Origin of the sequence: Streptomyces sp. NPDC002884 (assembly GCF_040295245.1) — a bacterium.
In the GTDB taxonomy this organism is placed as follows: Bacteria; Actinomycetota; Actinomycetes; order Streptomycetales; family Streptomycetaceae; genus Streptomyces.
The window spans coordinates 1-18,069 of record NZ_JBEOVB010000040.1 but is presented as its reverse complement, the minus strand read 5'-3'; the positions used below and the strand labels follow the sequence as shown (position 1 = coordinate 18,069).

Below are 18,069 nucleotides of genomic sequence, written 5' to 3'. Positions count from 1 at the left end.
CCCGGCATCCGGTGCGCGCACGCGATGTCGGCGGTGCACTTCATCGTGCGCACCGGCGATGACGTTCACTCCCGGCCGACGCACCGTGCGCATCACGGTGAAGCCCGGCGGTGCGCACCGCACCGCGATGCAGACACTCACGGTGACGGTGCGCAGGGCTGGTGCGGTCGGTGCGGACCCCTTATCGAGATGTGCCGCACCGGATGTTGCACCCCTTGTCGAGTTGAGAATCAACCCTTGTCGACATCGGATCTGCCAGCGTTTCCCCTAGACAGGGTTCGCTACCGCCCGCATCGTCCCCCTATTTTGGCGCGATGCTGTGCATCCGGGGGAGAACTCTCCCTCCCTCGCCCGCTCTTGAGTCCCTCACGCTGGGTGAACGGGTGCGTGGTGTGGTGCGCACCCCGCATCACGATGCGCACCGCCTGGCGGGAGTGCACGGCATCGTGCGCACCGGGTGCGGGAGTGAACCGCACCGGATGCGCACCATCGGGTGGGGGAGTGCGCTGCATCGCGCACAACTCATCGCGCCGCGCGCACCGGTGCGCACCGGTGGACGCCAGTGCTCCTGCGGACTCGGGTCTCCGGTGCGCGTGGCGCGCGGCCGTGCCCGGCGCGGTGGCTCTACGATCCGCCCGTGGGACAGACCCCGGCACAGAAGGCCGCGAAGGCGGCACGCGGGCAGCAGCCGAAGAAGAGGCCCGGCAAGGCGCAGCGCGAGGCGATCAAGCAGGCGCAGGCGGCGAAGAAGAAGGCGGTCGGCGGGAAGCCGGCCGCGAAGAAGACCGCGGCGAAGAAGGCGGTTCCGCTGCCGCGCGGCTCGGTCCGGGCCGCGTATCCGGGCACCTGCCCGGCCTGCTTCAAGGACTACGACAAGGGCGCGGTCATCACGAAGGCGGGGGAGGCCTGGGGACACCCCGGCTGCGCTCCGCGCCAGCTGTCGGCGGCGGAGCGGGAGTTCGAGCGGAACAAGGCCAGGATCGAGAGCGGGCAGACGTTCCGCTCCCGCAAGCCCTCGGACTGGCGGCTGGGATCCTCGCCTTCCAACACCCGCCCAGCCCGCTGAGCTGCCACCGGGCGGTGTGGCGTCGGCCACGGGCGAACCGTCCGGTCAAGGGGTGGTCAAGGGGCATAACGGACACCGCGGGCCGGAGTGAACAGGTCGCGGACAAGGGGTGATCCCGCAGGGTGGCATCCGTCCCGCGCGTGCCGGATACGCGTGGGACGGACCGACAGCCGCCCTCCCCGGCCCTGGTGCCGGAGAAACGCGAGGACACCGTGCCCACGCCGCCCGTGCCCAGCCCCGTCGCCACTTCCCGCCGCCGTACCCGTCCAGGACCGGGGAGCGCCGGACACCGCCCTGCCCCTGCTGCCCGGCCCGGCCGTGGCCGCCTGGAGTGCTGGGCAAGCCCGGGTGAGCTCCTGCCGTCGGCGCTTACGGTCCCCCTTCCGATGCCACTTCCGTGCCCGGCACCCGCGCACTCCGTATTTCCCCAGGTCACCACGGCTTTCGGGGACGCTCCCGGATTGTCACAACCCTCTTCTCTTCCCTATGACCTGAGTTGGTTGTCGGTGGTAGGGGAGATCATCGGGTCCGGGGGTCCGGGACCCTCCGCGGCCGGGGGTCGGCGCCCGGACGGTGGCCGGTCGCGTGCGGCGGGAGGGCGGGCCTGATGGCGGGCAAGCGCAAGGAGAACGAGGCGGGATCGTCGAACGGCCTGCGTAGCGACGTGCTGTGCGTGCTCGGTGTGCTCAAGATCGCGACTGCGGACCAGATCCAGCGGCTGGCCTCGCCGCACCTGACCTACCGGCACACCTTGAAGAAGACGGCCGCCTTGCGGAAGGAGGCACGCACCGCCTCCCACCGAGGCGCGGTGAACGACCTGCGGCGTCACGGCCTGGCGGTCGACGGTGGCCGCACCCGGGGCGGGGAAGAGGTCCGGCTGCTCACCGCGGCCGGGCTGGCCGCCGCCGCGATCGACCTGGACCGTGAGCCGGAGGAGATGGGCGGCATGCCCAAGAGCGGGGGCCGCTCCGGCGCCTCGCACGCAATGACGGTGACCGAGACGGTCATCGCGCTGATCCGCCCGAAGCCCGACCTGGGTCTGATCGCGGGAGAGCCGGCGGAAGCGGTCGCCGCCGCGCAGGCCGCCGTCGACGCACCCGGCGGGATCGGCACCCTCACCTCCTACGCCACCGAGGTCGCACTTCCGGTGAAGGGCACCTGGAAGAACCCCGCGATCGGCAGTGCCCGCGCCGACGTCGTCCTGACCGCGCCGGGTGCCGGGGTGCCGCTGCTGTTCATAGAGGTCGACAACTGCACCGAGGAAGCGGTGCTGATCGCCGGGAAGTTCGACAAGTACATGAGGTTCTTCCACCGGAAGGAGAAGGACACCGACGGCATCGAGAAGCCGATGTGGCGCACCCGCTGGTCCGCACCACGCACGGATGAGCATGCACACCCGCCGGTGCTGCTCGTCTTCCACCAGGTCGGCAAGCGCTCCCCCGAGAGGCAGATGGAACACGTCGCTGACCTCACCCGTCCGCACTGGCATGGCCGATGGGACCGCGAGGACGGCTTCCGCTCCTACCAGGGCCGCATCCCGATCTTGGCGACCACGCTGGAGCTGCTGCGCGAGCACGGTCCGGCCGGGCCCGCCTTCCAGCGGTTCGGCCGTGACCACCGCGAGCCGCTACTGGACGCGATCGGCAACCCCCGCCGGGAAGCCGCCCTCGCCCGCCGTCGCCAAGAAGCCCGGGAATTCCAGCAGCGCCGCGAGGCGCAGGAAACCGCGGAACGAGAAGCCCGGCGTCCCGTGTGCGCGGACTGCGGGAACAAGTTCAGCGACGACCGATGGACGGCGGTCGACCTACGGGACTGGGGGCAGCCGCGCGAGTCGCACCCGCATCTGTGCGAGGACTGCCAGAGCCGGGCGGTTGCAGCCCAGTGGCAGGCCAAGGCAGAAGAACGCGGGCGCCAGGAGCAGGAGCGCCTTCGCCAGGATGTGGAAGCCGAGCAGGCCGCACGGAAGGCCGGCGGCTGGCTCGGACGCTGGCGCACCTGACCCGGTCGGTCCTTCCGCCAGCGGCGCGGGCCAGCCCGATGTGCTCCTGGCCAGCCCGCGTTGTCGGTGGCGGCTGCGACGCTGGACGGATGAACGGAGACGAGCAGCTGCGCCACGGCCGGGTCTACGGCCACGACCACGACGGCCCCAACCCCGGCCCGCTCGCGCACCGGACCTACGCCGAACTGGTCGGCGGACCGCTGGACGGCCTGCTGCTGGACATCCACGGATGGCGGACCGTGGAAGTCGACGACGGGGTGGCCCTGTCCACCGAGCTCGGGCAGTTCCCCGGCGGCCGGTCGCTGTACGACCCGCGCCCCGTCGAGGCGCGTACGCCGGGCCCGGGTGTCAGCTGCCGCTTCTACCACTCCGGCGACACGCCCTGACCACAGCCCCGACCATCAGGCCGACCACGGCAGGTCAGCGCGCTGCTCACCCGCCACCGCCACCGGCTCACTACGGCCTGCCCTCGGTCAGCTGACTGGCGGTGTTCTCGATCCACGGCAGCGTCCACTCGACTCCGGCCTGCCAGCCGGGTTCCGCGCCGGCGGTCCGGCCTTCGGCGTCGGCGCGGATGCTGGCCGCGAGGGTGCGCAGGTCCTTCTGTAGTCCTTGCCGCCGGGCCGTGTCCACGGCCTGCCGCATTTCGTCAGTAATGTCACCGGGTCGGAGCTCGCTCATCGCCCCACCTTGGACGACCGCCCCCACCGATGGCCAGACCGACCACACCCCAGACCACGCTGCCGCCAACCCCGACCATGACCCGGACCACGGCTGGTCAGCGGGACGTTGCCGCCCGCCGTGCTACGCGCCGGGCTCCTGGCGCAGATCCAGGAAGCAGCGCAGCCGTACACCGGGCTCTCCGGGCTCGCGGACCGTACGGTCCGCCGGTGCGATCGCGCACCGCGCGGCGAGTAGCTCCTGAACCGCGAGCGCGGTTGCATCATCGGCGGCCGCGACCTCCACCACAGCCAGGCCCGGCTCTGCCACGTGCGCGTCAGTGATCTCCCTCATGCCTGGCACTACGCGCCGCGAGCCGCAGAAGTTCTCCTATCCCGACGTCTTCACCCGACCGAGTAGGGCCCCGGGTTGCACTGTGTGTTGCGGTAGACGTTGCGCAGGTCTTCACAGCGTCCTGGAGTCCGCCCAGGTCACCACGGGCGTACGGCGTGGTCGGGCCGCTGACATCCCCGTTGCGACCCCCTTCGCCTATGCCCTGGCTGGAGTTGAGGAGTGGGAGGGGCGGGATAGGCGGAGCGGACGCAGCCGGGTATCGGGGCGCGCTCGCCGGTGTTGCGCGCCGGGCAGAGCGGCCGCGCCCAGGCCGCCGACGGCGCGGCGGCCGGGGTCAGGAGTCGTCGGGGGCGGAGTCGGTGATGTGGTCGAAGCCACGGAGTAGAGGCGTCAACTCCTGCCCGGCTCCGCACAGCGTGCACAGCCGGGTGCCCGGGTGCTCTGCCGCGTCCGACGGACGTCGGGGCGTCATGCCGATCGCGTAGGCGACGTCCTCGGACAGGCCCTCGTAGGGCAGGCCAGCCTTTTCCACGATCCCGGCGAGGACCCCGGGCTTGGCGTAGTAGGCGCAGTCGGTCAGCCCGGCCTCCAGGCGAGCCAGACGGCGCAGGAAGCGTCCCATGTGGACCGGACCACCACCGCGCATTGCCTTCCACGAGTGCGCGTACCGGTTCGCCCAGTCCTGCAGGTGACTCGCCTCGCCGTCGAAACAGGCTGCGGCGTCCAGCTTGCCGCGATGGCTGGCGCCCATCCACCGGAGCCGCCGGAGCCGGTGGTGCCGGTGGTGCCGGGCGGCGGAGGGACGGTAGTACACCCAGAGCTCCGCGCCGCTGCCGCCTGAGTCGACCACCACCGGCCTGGGCACCAGGTCCCACGCCTTCCGATGGCGGCCGCGGCCTTGTCGATCTTGCTGGCCGGTCGTCCGGTCATCAGCTGCACGTGGCCGAGTCAGTCGTCGCCGTGCCCCAGCCGAACGGGTAGTGCGGGGTGAGCTCTTCACGGGCGAGCCATCGGTAGCCGACGCCGCTGCCCTCGATGTCGTACGGGACCTCGAAGATCTCCCCGATCCGTTCCTGGTTCGGGTTGGACGTCGTCGTGGCCGGGTCCCGCTGCTCGGGGCGCGGCAGCTGGCCGGCCTGGGCGGGGAACGTGACGGGCAGGCGCCCGGAGGGGTTGACCCGGCCGAACAGCACTCCGGCGATCGCTTCCGCGCCGCCGGAGCCCGGGTAGAACGCGGCGATGACAGCCGCGACGTTCGACGCCCACGGCACGCTGACGGCGCCGCCGGACTCGATGACGACGACGGTCCGCGAGTTCGCGGCGGCCACCCGCGCGATGAGGTCCTCCTGCCCGTCGGGGAGTCCGACACCCTGCCGGTCGAGGCCCTCCGCGCGCCACTCCTCGGCGAGTATCACGACGAGGTCCGCGCCATCGGCGGCGGTGACCGCGGCGTCGTGGTCGGTGCCGTCGAGGAAGTCCACGCGCCTGGCACCCCCCTCGGCCCGGATGGCGTCCAAGGGGGAGGAGGGGTGGTAGACGCGATCGGACCAGACTCGGTCCAGGCCGGAGGGCTCGACCAGGCTTCCCTCGGGCGTGACGGCGGAGGACCCGCCTCCGGCGAGCACGCCGATATCGGCGTGGCGGCCGATGACCACGATGCGGTCGAGCCCCTGTGCTGCGGGGAGGGTGTCGGCCTCGTTCTTGAGCAGGACGAGGCCGCGCTCCGAGGCCCTCTGGGCGATGCGGCGGCCCGCGGCGAGGTCGATCAGACCGCCGGGCGTAGGCGGGTTGTCGATGACGCCGAGCCGGAACAGGGTCCTCAACTGCCGGTGGATCATGTCGTCGATGCGCTCGGGCGGGACGCGGCCCTCGTGCAGATCGGCGCGCAGCGGTTCGCCGAAATAGTGCTCGGTATCGAAGTCGGCGCCGGACTGCACGTCCAGACCGGCGAGTGCAGCCTTTTCGGTGCTGTGGGTGGCGCCCCAGTCGGACATGACCCATCCCTCGAAGCGCCACTCGCCCTTGAGGACACCGTTGATGAGGTGTGCGTTCTCCCCGGCGTAGTGGCCGTTGACGAGGTTGTAGCCGGGCATGACCGACCCGGGCCGGCCCTCCTCGATCGCGATCTGGAACGCGAGCAGGTCGGACTCTCGGTGGGCGGCCTCCTCGATGCGGGAGTCCGCCATCACCCGGCCGGTCTCCTGCCCGTTGAGGGAGAAGTGCTTGACCGTGGACACCACCCCCTCGGCCTGGATCGCCGCGACAGACGCGCCGATGAGCCTGCCGGTGAGGAGCGGATCCTCGCTGACGTACTCGAAGTTGCGGCCGCCGGTGGCCTCCCGGACCAGGTTCGCGCCGCCGGCGAGCAGCACCGCGAAGCCCTGCGCCCGCGCCTGCCGGCCGAGGAGCCGCCCGGTCTCGCGGGCGGTCTCGATGTCGAACGTCGCGCCGAGCAGCAGTGAGGACGGGAGCGCGGTGGCCTCGTCGCCCTCGCGGACACCGCCGGGGTTGACCACGCCGAGGCTGGCGTCGGACTGCTGGATGCCCGGGATGCCGAGCCGCTCGATCGGCGGGTAGAAAGCCGCCGAGCCCAGCGCCCCGTCCGGGATCGGCGGGCGGCCGGGGATCGGGACCGCGATCGGCCCGGAGAGCCAGGCGAACTTCTCGTCCTCGGTCATCGCGGTGACGACGAGCCGAGCGCGCTCGTCCGGGGTCAGCCGCCGGTCCTGCCACGGGTGTGCTGGTTCGCTGTGCATCTGCTTCGTCACGGTGCTTCTCCTTCGCGTGAGTGCGGACCTACCGGAGGTTCCTTCGGGGTGTGGTGCGCGGCATGGACTCGGGTCACCCGCGGTAGGCGGGGAAAGCGTGGCGCCGTCCGGCGACGGTGATGAGGAGCGCGACGGCCAGGAGCACGAGGGTTCCCCAGGCCAGGAACGAGGCTCCGAGGCCGCCGAGGAGGAGTCCGCCCACGAGCCCGCCACCGGCGATGCCGATGTTCCAGACGGTCACGATGACCGGCTGGACGGAGTCCACGGCGTCACCGGCCGTGTTGGAGGCGGCGGTCTGCAGCAGGCTCGCGGCTCCGCCGAAGGCGAGTCCCCACAGCGCGGCGCTGAGGAAGACGACGACGGGAAGGGAGACCAGCAGGCCGAGTGCGAGCACCGCCAGCGCGAAAAGCCCGGTACTGCTGATCATGAGAAGCCGCAGGTGGCGGTCGATGAGGACGCCTGTGATCCAGATGCTGACCAGAGAGGCGACGCCGAAGACGAGCAACACGGCGCTGACGCTGCCGTCCAGGCCGACGGGCGAGAGGAAGGAGGCGATGTAGGTGTAGAGCACGTTGTGCGCCATCACGTACAGGAAGACGACGGCGAGGACCGGGACCACGCCGGGGATAGTGAAGACCCGGCCGACGGGGGTGCGCTCCCCCTTGGCCTGGCCGGGGAAGTTCGGCACGGCCGCGAGCACCCAGACGATCACCAGAGCTGCGAGCAGCGTCATCACTCCGAAGGTGGCGCGCCATCCGATCAGGTCGGCGAGGAGCGTTCCGACGGGGGTGCCGATCGCGAGCGCGATCGGGGTGCCCGCCAGCGCGATGGTCAGGGCCTTGCCCTGCTGGCGCGGTGCCGCCATGCGCCGGGCGTAGGGCGCGATGATCGCCCACAGCACGCCCGCGAACAGTCCGGCGACGAACCGGGCCGCGAGGGCGAGGACGAAGTAGCCGGACAGGGCTGTGACGACACTGGTCACGGCATATCCGGCCAGCGCCAGGAGCAGGAGCCGCCTGCGCGGCCACCCCATCGTCGCGCTGATCAGCGGGATGGCGCCGACGATGGATCCGATCGCGAAGACGGTCACTGTCTGGCCCGCGGCCGACTCCGAGATCCGTAGGTCGCCGCTGATCGCCGGCAGGATTCCCGCCGGCATCGTCTCCAACATGATCGTGATGAAGCCGCTGGCCGCGAGGGCGAGCAGACCGCTGAGCGGAAGCCGCCCCGGCTGGTCAACGGGGGCGGGCGCCTGTTGTACTTGAGTCATAACCTTACCGTGCATGGTTGACATTGATGTCAAGGTCAAACCCTGAGCCGCAGACGGGAAGTGAGGACGGCCACATGCGCATCGGAGAGCTCGCGAAGCTGACGGACACACCCGCGCGGTCACTGCGCTACTACGAGGCGCAGGGGCTGATCGAACCGCGGCGGCTACCCAACGGATACCGCGAGTACGACGACTACCTGGTGGGCCGGGTCACCCAGATCCGCGGGCTGATCGACAGCGGCATTCCCACCCGGATCATCAAGCAGATGCTGCCGTGCCTCGGCAGCCCTTTGAAGATCGTCGTTGATGACGCCGAACCGGAACTGCTCGAACTCCTAGCCGTCGAGCGCGACCGGATGACGCACCGCATCGACTGCCTCACCCGGAACCGGGACGCCATCGACAGCTACATCGGCGCCGTCAACGAAGCGACTTCGACACGGTCCGCCGCCGGCGCCGCGTAGCCACCCAGTCATCGCAACGGACCCGGCCGATCGCGGCCACGTCCAGGTAGCCGACCCTGCGTGACGGTATCCGAGGGCCTTCGTGTACCCGTGGGATTTCCTTGACGGGGAAGAACAGGTCGTGCGGTGCCGGCCTGCCCAGCGGATGCGTGGCCGGTCGTCTGGCTACGCCGAGAACTCCTCGGACGACCGCTGGATCCGGTCGATCAGATGGTGCTGCCGTACGGCGTCGGCGAACGTGGTCGCCTCGGTGGTGCCGTTCGCCTTGTCGCGGGCGAACGCGGCGTACAGGTGGGCCAGGTCCTGCACGCTCTCGTCGAGTGAGGCGTCCGAGAGGGACCGGTATTCCTCGGGAACGGGCAGCACCGCGAGCGCGGCCGTGCCGCTGTCTCCGTTGATGCCGTGGACGGTGTTGTCCTCGGTGTTCTCGAAGGCGCGTTCGTTGGTGAGCCGCAGGACGCCCTCGGTGCCGGTGATGTCGATCTGCAGGCCCGTCGGGAACTTCTGAGCGCCTTCCAACTGGACCGAGAACAGACCGCCGTTCTCCAGGGTGCCGATGGCCATGACCTCGTCGGGCTTGGCGGACCGCACGGTCCTGCCGGTCTGGTGAGGTCCGGGAACTGGGTCTCGGTGAGTGCGGTGAGGTTCTTGGGGGGCCCGACGATCTGGAACAGCACGTCGAGGAAGTGTCCGCCGTAGATGGAGAGCACGTGGGTGAAGGCGTCGACGTCGAAGGTCCAGGCGGTCTTCTCCGGCATGACGGGCGGGAAGGCGTCCACGCCGACCGAGATGCGGGCGGCACGTACCTCCCCCACGTATCCGTGCGCCACAAGGTCCTGTGCGTATCGGGCGGCGGGTCCCTGGCGGCGCTGGAGGCCGACGACGTGCCGCACGCCCCTTGCCTCGGCCACTCCGAGTCCGACGTGCGGGTGGTGAGCGGCCACTCGCTGTAGACGTCCTTCCCGGCCTCTATGGCAGCCTTCACGAGCGGCACGCGCGACGAGGTCGGGGTCAGCACCGCCACCAGGTCGACGTCTGGGTCCCTGATCAGGTCGTGGGGGTCATCGAAGGCGCGCGGGATGCCGAATTTCTCGGCCGCTTGTTGTGCTGATTCCTTCCGGCGCGCCGATACGGCGACCACCTCGAACTCCGGGAGGGTCCGCAACGCCGGGATGTGTCCGTAGCTGGCCCATAAGCCGGTCCCGATGATCCCGACCCGGATTGGCTGCGCGCTCATGCTCTGCTCCTTCTCTGGTTCGCTCGACCCCTGTTCGCGGTCGCGACGCCCTGGAAGATCAGGTCAAACGTTGACACTGGTAGAAGGTCAATCGGGAAGCCGTACGTGTCCTGCCGAGAGACGGGTCACCCCCGCCCGGCTTGACCCTGACATAAATGTCAACCTTGCATCGTGGGGTCATGGCACACGGTCAGGTCATCGTGCCCCGGCCATGAACGGGTACGCGACCGGTCCGGATATCCGATCCGAAGGGACCACCCCCATGAGCAAGGCAACCGACACCCGTCCGGCAGAGGCTTCAGGCACCTTCCGTCTCGGCGGCGACCTCGAGATCAACCGCCTCGGCTACGGCACGATGCAGCTGACCGGCAAGGGCGTCTGGGGCGGGCCGAAGGACCACAAGGAAGCCGTGCGTGTGCTCAGGCGGGCCGTCGAGCTCGGCGTGAACTTCTTCGACACCGCCGACAGCTACGGCCCCGACGTCGCCGAGCCCCTCCTGCGCGAGGCCCTGCACCCCTACGCCGACGACATCGTCATCGCCACGAAGGCCGGCCTCACCCGCCAGGGCCCCGATCTCTGGACGCCCGTCGGCCGCCCCGCCTACCTCCGCCAGCAGGCCGAGCTGAGCCTGCGCCGCCTCGGGGTGGAGCGCATAGACCTGTTCCAGCTCCACCGCATCGACCCCGACACCCCGCTCGAGGACCAGATCGGCGAACTGAAGAACCTCCAGGACGAAGGCAAGATCCGCCACATCGGCCTCAGCGAGGTCACCGTCGCCGAGGTCCAGGCAGCGCAGGAGATCGCGCCGATCGTCTCCGTGCAGAACCTCTACAACCTCACCAACCGCTCGTCGGAGGAACTGCTCGACTGGTCGGCAGAGCAGGGCATCGGCTTCATCCCCTGGTTCCCGCTCGCCACCGGACAGCTCACCGGCGAAGGCAGCCCGCTCACCGAACTCGCCCAGCAGCACGACGCCTCACCGTCACAGCTCGCTCTCGCCTGGCTCCTCAAGCGCTCCCCGGTCATGCTCCCCATCCCGGGCACATCGAGCGTCGCGCACCTGGAAGACAACCTCGCCGGCGCGACCATCGAGCTCACCGACGACGAGTTCGAAGCACTGTCGAAGGCCGGCGCCTGAACCGGCGCTCCAGCCAGCATCCCGGCAGACGCAGGACATGAATCCGTCCTGTACTCGGCGCCCCTTCGCGCCCGCCGCCGGAGCCCAGCGTCCGGATGACGTCGGACGCGCGCACACCGGGGGCCGCGCGCAAGACCGCAGCCGCTCCTCCTGCCCCAAGACCAGCCTGATCAGCTACCCCGGCTGCTAGCGGCCTCCTCTGCCTCCCCAGGGCGCACCCATTGCGCCGGCCTGCTCGCCTTGGCCCGCCCGCAACAATCCTCTGAACGGAGTTCACATCATGACCGTCACCAACCGACTCAGCGTCATCCGGCAATCGCCTGCCTACTGGCGCGTCGTCATCGACAATCCCCCGTTCAACCTCTTCGACCCGGAGATGTTCGCGGAACTGAATGTCCTGATGGACGAGATCGAGCGCGACACCGATCTCAAGATCGTCGTGTTCGAGAGCGGAGATGAGGACTTCTTCGTCAACCACCACGACCTTGAGCGCGGCCACGGGGCGGCGGACCAGCCGGGCGGGGCGTCGTTCGACCACTGGCCGACCTTCGTGACCCGACTCGCGCAGTCCTCCGTGATCAGCGTGGCCAAGGTGCGCGGCCGCGCACGGGCCCAGGGGTTCGAGTTCGCCCTTGCCATGGACATGCGCTTCGCATCGAAGGAGAGGGCGGTGTTCTCGCTGATCGAGGTCGCGGGCTCCTCCATCCCGGGCGGCGGCGGCGTCGAATGGCTCGCCGCCCTGATCGGACGTTCGAGGACCCTCGAGGTCGTCCTGGGCGCGGACGACTTCGACGCGGATATCGCCGAACGCTACGGCTGGGTCAACCGATCTGTTCCCGATGGTGAACTCGACGCGTTCGTCGACGCCTTTGCCGAGCGCGTGAGCGGTTTCGAGAAGCGTGCGCTGGAGACCGGCAAGAAGCTGGTCAACGCGCGCGCCGGCGTCCCCTCGGAAGGGGATCTCTGGGTCTCGAACCATGTGCTTGCCGGGGTGGACGCCTGGCCCGAAGCGCAGGCGATGATGCCGAAGCTGAACGCCGCCGGTTTCAGCAAGGACAGGGACTTCGAGTTGAACATGGCCGAGCGTCTGGGCGATCTTCCTTCCGCATGACCGGAACCCGGGCGACCAGGCGGAGTGCGCGGCAGGCCCGCGAGCGGTGATGTGTTGATTGCGGTTCGGGGCGGCGGTAGGCCAAGCAGCGGCGCTTCCCACTGCCTGGCCGCCGTGAGGGCCAAGCTGTCTGCCGTGTCCGCCCGATCCGCGGCCGCTGGAAGCCTATGCCGCGCACGTTGAGGACCCTATTTCGGCGCCGGCACAGCGTGGTTCCGTGACAATGAACGGCCCTGTTCCGTCTGCGTTCCGTCCCGTGCCTTGAGCCGGGACGGGAGCTCGGGGCCGGGGCCGGCAGGGCACGCGAGGGAATCCTTGCGACGCATGCAGCTATGGGGACGCCTGGTCTCCTTCTTCAGGAGGGGAGGGCGGCCTGGAGCGTGGCGTACACCGGCACGATGTCGTCCAGGCCGACGAGGCGCATGAGCCGTTGCACGGACGCGGAAACGTTGGCCAGGCGGAGCCAGCCGCCGCTGTCCTGCGCGGCACGGTGGGCGTAGAGGAGGAAGGAGATGCCGCTGCAGTCCATGAACGTGACGTGTGCGAAGTCGATGACCGTGCAGGGCGCGCATTTCTCGCCTGCACCGTTGTCGAACGCCCAGCCCACGAAGGGCACGCTGCTGCGGTCGATCTCCCCGATCAATGTCAGGACGTGCACGCCGGCAGGGGTGGTGTGCTGGGAGACGGCCAGGGGGGACACGTGCATGGGACCACCTCGTTCTTCCTCCGGAGATCCACGAAACGGAGTCGGTGTCCTCCCCCACGCAAGCGCATGAGCGGTTGCAGCGTCAACAAAATCCGGGTTCGTATACCGCACCGCACCGCACCGCTCCAGGGGAAGGCGGAGCCGGTGAACCGGGCCGTAGGGTCCTCACCTTGCGGGGGCGTTCTCCGTTGATCAAGGACGCGAGGGCTGCCCGACGATGACGCGTCTGCTGGGTGGCCAGGCCGGAAGCACGGTGGCCAGCGCCCGCGGCCAACAGCACCCGTGCAACCCGGCTGGTGGCCGAAGCAGCCGTCGACCGCGTCCCCGACAAGGCCAGCCCCGCCGCCATCGGCCACGCTTCGTGATCCCACGCGCTCGAGTGCAGCTGGCCGGGGTGTGGCTGGGGTCCGGTGGTTGGAGGTGCAGATTCCGCTGCTTCACCGGGCCCCAGCTATGGGGTCTGGTGCCCGGGAAGATGGTCGTTACACGGTTTGTCGGAAGGGATGTGGCGTGGCGGGACATGGCTGTGGGCCCCCGGACTGCCTCCGGGGGCCCACCGGCCAACTGCTGTTGGCCGGGTTACCAGCGATACCAGCGGCCCTTGCGGCCGCCGGTGCCTGCGCTGCGCATGACGAAGCCCAGCAGCCAGACGACCAGCACGATGACAGCGATCCACCACAGTGCCTTCAGCGCGAAGCCCGCGCCGAAGAGGATCAGAGCCAGAAGCAGAACGAGAAGCAGGGGAACCATAGTTATCAACCTCCGCTGCTCCTGGTGCCCGGCGAATCGAAGAGCACACGGCTGATTCACCTGGTTTCTTCACTGCTCTTGCGGGCACCGGAACCGGCCTTGAGGGGCCGGACAAACGGGAGGCGGCGGGCGGTCCCCACGCGCGACGATGGGGCATGCGCCCCGACGGCTGGCATCTCACCCAGGACCTCGACGCGTTCCTCGACCGCGCCGGGGACTTCCTGCGTACCCGCCCGGCCCTGCACACGGTCCCGCTGACCGTGACCGAGGGCCTGCGTCGCAGGGGCCTGCGCGTGTACGGGGAGAAGGAGTACGGCGCTGGCAGGGCGACCTCTGCGAGTCGTCGTTCGGCGCAAAGATCAACGCTCCGCACGTCGGCATGCTGACTACGGCGTACAACGACGACGGGCGACCGCTGATCGTCGGCGTGGTGGAGGAGGGCGAGGTCGTCTGCCGCTGGGACGCCGAGACAGGGGAGGAGATAGGCCCGCCGATTCCGGCCGAGGGGGAATTCGTGAGGATCGCGACGGCGACCGTGTCGGGTCTGATACGGCTGTTCACCGCAGACCAGGACATGGTGCGCCAGTGGGACTTGCTGTCCGGCGAATCGTTCAAACAAACGTTCATCGGATCTTATGTCTCCGCGGCGTCTCTGCCGGACGGAAGCGCTCTCCTCGCGGCCGGGACGAAAGGCGGGAAGCTGACCACCCACCACCTGGTCTGAGCGCCGAGGGCCCCAACTGGCCGGGTGGCAAGTCGAGGCCGTCGGAATTTGCTTCGGCCCGTCCGACTGGCGATGCCGCCGCCAGGCACGATCGCAGACCAGTTTCTACTGCCGACCGGCCGCAGCCGGACATGAAGATCACGATCTACAGCTGGAGTACTAGTCGGCGGGGATGCAGAGGACGGCAGGCCCGGGTTCGCTGTGACGGCGGCGCCGGCCGGGGTGCTGGTGAGGTGGACCGCCTCGGATGCGTTCACCTCGCTGGCGAAAGACCAGCCCCGAGCCTCGGGCGACAGCATGCAGGCGGCCGTGCAGGCCGCGGTCTCGGGACTGCTGGTCCAGCTCGGACACACCGTCACAGAACCAGCAGACGGCGGTGACCTCCTGGTCCTGGCGGACAAACAGGTAATCCCCTGAGCTCACGCCCCCGCCCAGTCCAGTCCGAGGGCTGCGAGTGCGGCGAGGCGTTCGGCGGTGAGCTTCCCCCGCCTGGAACGGCTGTTGGAGAGAAATACCCCCAGTTTCACCAGGTGCTCGACACCGTCGATCACCACGGTCTCTTCGTGGGCTCTGGGGACTGTCACAGAGCCTGTGCGAGCCCGGTACTGCGCCAGAGCCGCAACCCCCCGCTCGAATGCGTCAGAGCCGCCCTTGCGGGCCTTCACGGCCGTCTCGGGCTGCGCGGGCCGCGGGGTGAACCCGAGCCGCTCCAACCGTTCGCGCTGGCCGTCCATCAGCCCGTGCCACACCGCGTGTTCCTGCTGCCGCGCGGCCCACCGCCCGACATCGAGCCCGTGCACCGTGGTCCCCGGCAGGATCTGCGTGTCCTGCTCGTCGCGCAGCAGCTCCCGCACCGCCGCGTAGTGCCGCTGCCACTCCGCCGGCCACACCGGGTTCCAATCCGGATCGATCTCCGCCAACGCCGCCGCCCGCTCCGGATACCCCGCCAACGCCCCCGGCCTCCGCAAATTCGACAACCAAGTACCCAAAGGCCTGTCCAGAGCCACGGCCGTACGCGGAGCACACAACGTCCAATGCTGCTCGTAGTAGACCCCCGCCGCCGCCAGATTCTCCTGAAACCCGGCATCCGCGACCGACCACACCATGCCCAGCTGCTCGAGCCGCTCCGCACGCGTAGACGACAACTGCCCCGCCCCGTACGCCCGCCGCTGTTCTGCCACCCACTGCCCCAGCGGCGCCGCGCCCTCGCGGTGCTCGTAGGGAACCAGGGCGCTGCCGGTCCGCTCGACATACCCGCGCAGCGCCGCCCACCCCCGAGCCCAGTCCTGCCGCTCCGTATCGATCACGTTGAACGACACCCAGTTCGCGACCATCACCGGATCCCTCGGAGCAGCAAACCGCAACAGCAGACGCGATTCCTCCTCACCCTCCTCAGGCGGAGTACCGATATCCATGGACGGCTGAACAGCCTCCTTCTGCGGCTCCTGAGGAATGGCCAGCAACTCGACAGCCTCCTCATCATGAGCACGCAATCCCTCAAGCACCCGAATCAACGGGCGATACGAACCGGAAGTGAACATGTCCTCAGGCGCCTCGCCGGACTTCAGGAAAACCGGAACGATGAGCGAAGCCACTTTCCCCTCACCAGGCTTCTGCCGCAGCGCCCGACCGATCGCCTGAACAATGTCATGCGGCGCACCCTTCGGATCAATGAAAGCGACCGAATCCACCGCCCGAATATCAACACCCTCACCAAGAACACGACAATTCGAAAGAACAGCCCGCCGCGCCGTACTCCCGAAACCCGAAAGCACTTCCTGACGATGTTCCGGAGCGTGCTCACCGGAAAGCCAGTCAGCCCAGATCCGCGACGGATATTTACCAGGCTGACTCGCATGAAGCCGCACAGCCACCGACTTCAAACCCTCCGCGAAAGCCTGAGACTCCACAGTCCGATGATGAAACGTAATCGTGGTCTGCAAACCGTGGTCCGCCATCGTCCGCAACAACGCCGCCTGAAGCGCCCCCATCCGCTCCCCCCGCACCTCCTCCTCACGCGCCTCAGGCCCCCGCAGCCGCGCCGGAGTCACCACAGGGTCCGTGAGCTCAGCCACGATCAGCTGATAGCGCGCCAGCAGCCCCCGCGACACCGCCGACGCCAAGGACAGCTTGTACAGGACCGGCCCGAAGATCCCCTCATCGTCCATCGAGGCCGCGAACTCAGCCGGAAGCGCATCCCGCACACCCTCCCGCACCTCCCAATGCGCCAGCCGCTCCTGCCAGATCCGCGGCGTCGCCGTCAGATACAACCGCCGCGCCGCCGGAATCACGTCCTGGTCATGAACCATGGCCCATTTCTTACCGAGCGAACCGGACGTGCGGTGCGCCTCATCGACCACCACCAAATCCAGCGGATTTAGTTCCTGCCCGTACGCACCCTCGAAAGCCTCGGCCAGCACACCGATACTCGCGTACGTACCGAACATCGTCACCGGGCCTTTCCCGTGCCACAGCGAAAGCCGCACAGGATTCGTCGTCGCCCGAACCCTCAGATTCCACAGATCGGGATCATCCTCCAGCGAACACACCGCCACCGCATCACCGTTATGGCCCGCAGCCCGCCACGCCTTGACCGTCTGCGTGAGCAGTTCCAAAGTCGGTACCAGAACGAGAACACGCCCACGAGGAACGAGACGCTTGGCGGACACCGCAGCAATGATGGTCTTCCCCGTTCCGCACGCGGCGTGCACCTGCCCGCGCAGACCGTCGGACGGGATCCCTCCCGGCGGGACATCCAGACCGCGCACAATGGCGTCAACAGCCTCGATCTGGTGGTCACGCAGTTTCACGGCCACATTCGGTTCCCTTCACGAAATGGCGGGACTGAGTGGGAGGGACCCTGTCCGGTCCGGCGACCCCATGTGGTGATGCCTAGACCCAAACCCTACACACTGCATCACATCGGCCCGGAACGTTCGAGAAGATTGGCCCCATCAGATCGCACGCTCCTCGATCAGATGGGGCGTCGCGGTTCGACCAGTCGAGGAAGATAGGCTCCCGCCATGACTGCGGAATGGTACGTCCTGATCGAAGAGGACACCCTAACAATCGAGCACCCCGATGGCGTGGATGTGCATCTGCACCGATGGATGCTCGTCGGCACGCATCACATCGGCCAGGATCAGGCGGAGGCGGTCGCAGCGGCCGAGGATGCGGCTCTGCACTACATACCGGGCATACTGGCCGGGCGTGCGCGGCCGGGGGATGAGCCGGCCCGGCATGTTTTCCTCGCTCAAGACGGTGCGTGGGTAGTGCTTGTGAGGCAGCGTCACCGGGAGTGCCACATACGGGTGACCACGGCCCGGCTTGTGCATTCGCAGGAAGAGAAGGAAGCCCCGCGAAAAAGCCTGAAGGAAAAGTTCCACAGTCTATTGGAAGAGCCGCCGCCCCCTGCGAAGCCCTGGACGTGGACGCCACCAGACAAGCGCGAACAAGACTGACCCGAGACCCCCTGGTGCCGCCAGCCCCGAGCCGCGCAACACGTGGCCCGAAAGCCCCGCACACAGTGCGAGACCGCCCACAGAAGCCTCGTTCCAGGAGTGCAGTGGAGCCGCCAGCATTCCCGGGGCGCGATGCCTCACCCCTTGCTGCCCGGCGGAGCCGGTAGGGCGGGAGCGCAGCGGACGCCCGGATTCCCGCTTGCGGGAATCTCGCCTCTTCGCGCTTGCGCGAAGAGGTTCGCTCTAGAATTCCGTTTACGGAATTCATTCCCGCGTTTACGCGGGAATTCCGAATTGCGCTTGCGCAATTCGTGCTCTATGCCCCCGGCTTGCCGGGGGCATTACCCGCGGTGCGGGTAAT

18 protein-coding genes and 3 pseudogenes are annotated in these 18,069 nt (G+C 68.9%); 10 read left to right on the top strand and 11 right to left on the bottom strand.

The features are described 5' to 3' along the window. The first annotated feature begins 637 nt into the window (after positions 1 to 637). The 3 genes from ABT070_RS40355 to ABT070_RS40345 all read left to right on the top strand — a co-directional run bounded on the left by ABT070_RS40355 (position 638) and on the right by ABT070_RS40345 (position 3,451). Positions 638 to 1,066 (top strand): hypothetical protein, encoded by a 429-nt coding sequence (locus ABT070_RS40355; protein ID WP_351767926.1) that lies wholly within the window; start codon positions 638 to 640, stop codon positions 1,064 to 1,066. A gap of 607 nt (positions 1,067 to 1,673) precedes the next feature. After that, positions 1,674 to 3,065, top strand: a complete 1,392-nt coding sequence (locus tag ABT070_RS40350) for a replication-relaxation family protein (RefSeq protein ID WP_351767925.1) — start codon at positions 1,674 to 1,676, stop codon at positions 3,063 to 3,065. A gap of 89 nt (positions 3,066 to 3,154) precedes the next feature. Next, positions 3,155 to 3,451: a hypothetical protein gene (locus ABT070_RS40345; protein ID WP_351767924.1), complete on the top strand. Its 297-nt coding sequence runs from the start codon at positions 3,155 to 3,157 to the stop codon at positions 3,449 to 3,451. A gap of 70 nt (positions 3,452 to 3,521) precedes the next feature. Here ABT070_RS40345 and ABT070_RS40340 read toward each other — a convergent pair whose 3' ends face one another. The 5 genes from ABT070_RS40340 to ABT070_RS40320 all read right to left on the bottom strand — a co-directional run bounded on the left by ABT070_RS40340 (position 3,522) and on the right by ABT070_RS40320 (position 8,117). Beyond that, entirely contained in the window at positions 3,522 to 3,746 is a 225-nt protein-coding gene (locus ABT070_RS40340) for a hypothetical protein (RefSeq protein ID WP_351767923.1), read from the bottom strand. A gap of 123 nt (positions 3,747 to 3,869) precedes the next feature. Next, positions 3,870 to 4,079: a DUF6207 family protein gene (locus ABT070_RS40335; protein WP_351767922.1), complete on the bottom strand. Its 210-nt coding sequence runs from the start codon at positions 4,077 to 4,079 to the stop codon at positions 3,870 to 3,872. 334 nt (positions 4,080 to 4,413) lie between these two features. Beyond that, positions 4,414 to 4,932: a hypothetical protein gene (locus ABT070_RS40330; RefSeq protein ID WP_351767921.1), complete on the bottom strand. Its 519-nt coding sequence runs from the start codon at positions 4,930 to 4,932 to the stop codon at positions 4,414 to 4,416. A gap of 76 nt (positions 4,933 to 5,008) precedes the next feature. Next, positions 5,009 to 6,847 carry a glycoside hydrolase family 3 protein gene (locus ABT070_RS40325; RefSeq protein WP_351767920.1) on the bottom strand — a complete coding sequence of 613 codons (1,839 nt, stop codon included), beginning with the start codon at positions 6,845 to 6,847 and terminating at the stop codon, positions 5,009 to 5,011. Between the two features lie 73 nt (positions 6,848 to 6,920). Beyond that, the gene (locus ABT070_RS40320; RefSeq protein ID WP_351767919.1) at positions 6,921 to 8,117 is read right to left on the bottom strand and encodes an MFS transporter; all 1,197 of its coding nucleotides are present in this window, start codon (positions 8,115 to 8,117) and stop codon (positions 6,921 to 6,923) included. A 74-nt stretch (positions 8,118 to 8,191) separates the two neighbouring features. Between ABT070_RS40320 and ABT070_RS40315 the strand changes: the two genes are divergently transcribed. Then, positions 8,192 to 8,581, top strand: a complete 390-nt coding sequence (locus ABT070_RS40315) for a MerR family transcriptional regulator (RefSeq protein WP_351767918.1) — start codon at positions 8,192 to 8,194, stop codon at positions 8,579 to 8,581. A 165-nt stretch (positions 8,582 to 8,746) separates the two neighbouring features. Here the strand turns inward: ABT070_RS40315 and ABT070_RS40310 are convergent, their stop codons facing one another. Both ABT070_RS40310 and ABT070_RS46325 read right to left on the bottom strand, forming a co-directional pair. Beyond that, a complete protein-coding gene (locus ABT070_RS40310; RefSeq protein WP_351767917.1) occupies positions 8,747 to 9,172 on the bottom strand; it encodes a hypothetical protein in 426 nt (141 codons plus the stop codon). Between the two features lie 77 nt (positions 9,173 to 9,249). Next, positions 9,250 to 9,396: pseudogene (locus tag ABT070_RS46325) on the bottom strand (hypothetical protein); the annotation flags it as partial. Between the two features lie 6 nt (positions 9,397 to 9,402). On the opposite strand from ABT070_RS46325, the gene ABT070_RS40305 reads away from it, so the two are divergent. Further along, positions 9,403 to 9,534, top strand: coding sequence for a hypothetical protein (locus tag ABT070_RS40305; RefSeq protein WP_351767916.1), 132 nt, complete (start codon positions 9,403 to 9,405; stop codon positions 9,532 to 9,534). 23 nt (positions 9,535 to 9,557) lie between these two features. On the opposite strand, the pseudogene ABT070_RS40300 reads toward ABT070_RS40305, so the two are convergent. After that, positions 9,558 to 9,818 (bottom strand): annotated as a pseudogene (locus ABT070_RS40300) (Gfo/Idh/MocA family protein); the annotation flags it as partial. A 262-nt stretch (positions 9,819 to 10,080) separates the two neighbouring features. Between ABT070_RS40300 and ABT070_RS40295 the strand changes: the two are divergent. Next, positions 10,081 to 10,956, top strand: a complete 876-nt coding sequence (locus ABT070_RS40295; RefSeq protein WP_351767915.1) for an aldo/keto reductase — start codon at positions 10,081 to 10,083, stop codon at positions 10,954 to 10,956. 280 nt (positions 10,957 to 11,236) lie between these two features. Then, complete coding sequence (locus tag ABT070_RS40290; protein ID WP_351767914.1) at positions 11,237 to 12,067, top strand: enoyl-CoA hydratase/isomerase family protein; 831 nt, start codon at positions 11,237 to 11,239, stop codon at positions 12,065 to 12,067. A gap of 355 nt (positions 12,068 to 12,422) precedes the next feature. Here ABT070_RS40290 and ABT070_RS40285 read toward each other — a convergent pair whose 3' ends face one another. Together ABT070_RS40285 and ABT070_RS40280 are read right to left on the bottom strand one after the other, a co-directional pair. Next, positions 12,423 to 12,773: an STAS domain-containing protein gene (locus tag ABT070_RS40285; RefSeq protein WP_351767913.1), complete on the bottom strand. Its 351-nt coding sequence runs from the start codon at positions 12,771 to 12,773 to the stop codon at positions 12,423 to 12,425. Between the two features lie 579 nt (positions 12,774 to 13,352). Next, positions 13,353 to 13,523, bottom strand: a complete 171-nt coding sequence (locus ABT070_RS40280) for a DUF5670 family protein (RefSeq protein WP_020131495.1) — start codon at positions 13,521 to 13,523, stop codon at positions 13,353 to 13,355. A gap of 155 nt (positions 13,524 to 13,678) precedes the next feature. On the opposite strand from ABT070_RS40280, the pseudogene ABT070_RS40275 reads away from it, so the two are divergent. Together ABT070_RS40275 and ABT070_RS40270 are read left to right on the top strand one after the other, a co-directional pair. Next, positions 13,679 to 13,831: pseudogene (locus tag ABT070_RS40275) on the top strand (GNAT family N-acetyltransferase); the annotation flags it as partial. A gap of 71 nt (positions 13,832 to 13,902) precedes the next feature. Continuing rightward, positions 13,903 to 14,247 (top strand): hypothetical protein, encoded by a 345-nt coding sequence (locus ABT070_RS40270; RefSeq protein ID WP_351767912.1) that lies wholly within the window; start codon positions 13,903 to 13,905, stop codon positions 14,245 to 14,247. Positions 14,248 to 14,666: 419 nt separating this feature from the next. Here the strand turns inward: ABT070_RS40270 and ABT070_RS40265 are convergent, their stop codons facing one another. Beyond that, complete coding sequence (locus ABT070_RS40265; protein WP_351767911.1) at positions 14,667 to 17,063, bottom strand: DEAD/DEAH box helicase; 2,397 nt, start codon at positions 17,061 to 17,063, stop codon at positions 14,667 to 14,669. 207 nt (positions 17,064 to 17,270) lie between these two features. Here ABT070_RS40265 and ABT070_RS40260 point away from each other — a divergent pair, with 207 nt between their 5' ends. Beyond that, entirely contained in the window at positions 17,271 to 17,708 is a 438-nt protein-coding gene (locus tag ABT070_RS40260; RefSeq protein ID WP_351767910.1) for a hypothetical protein, read from the top strand. Positions 17,709 to 18,069: the final 361 nt, after the last annotated feature.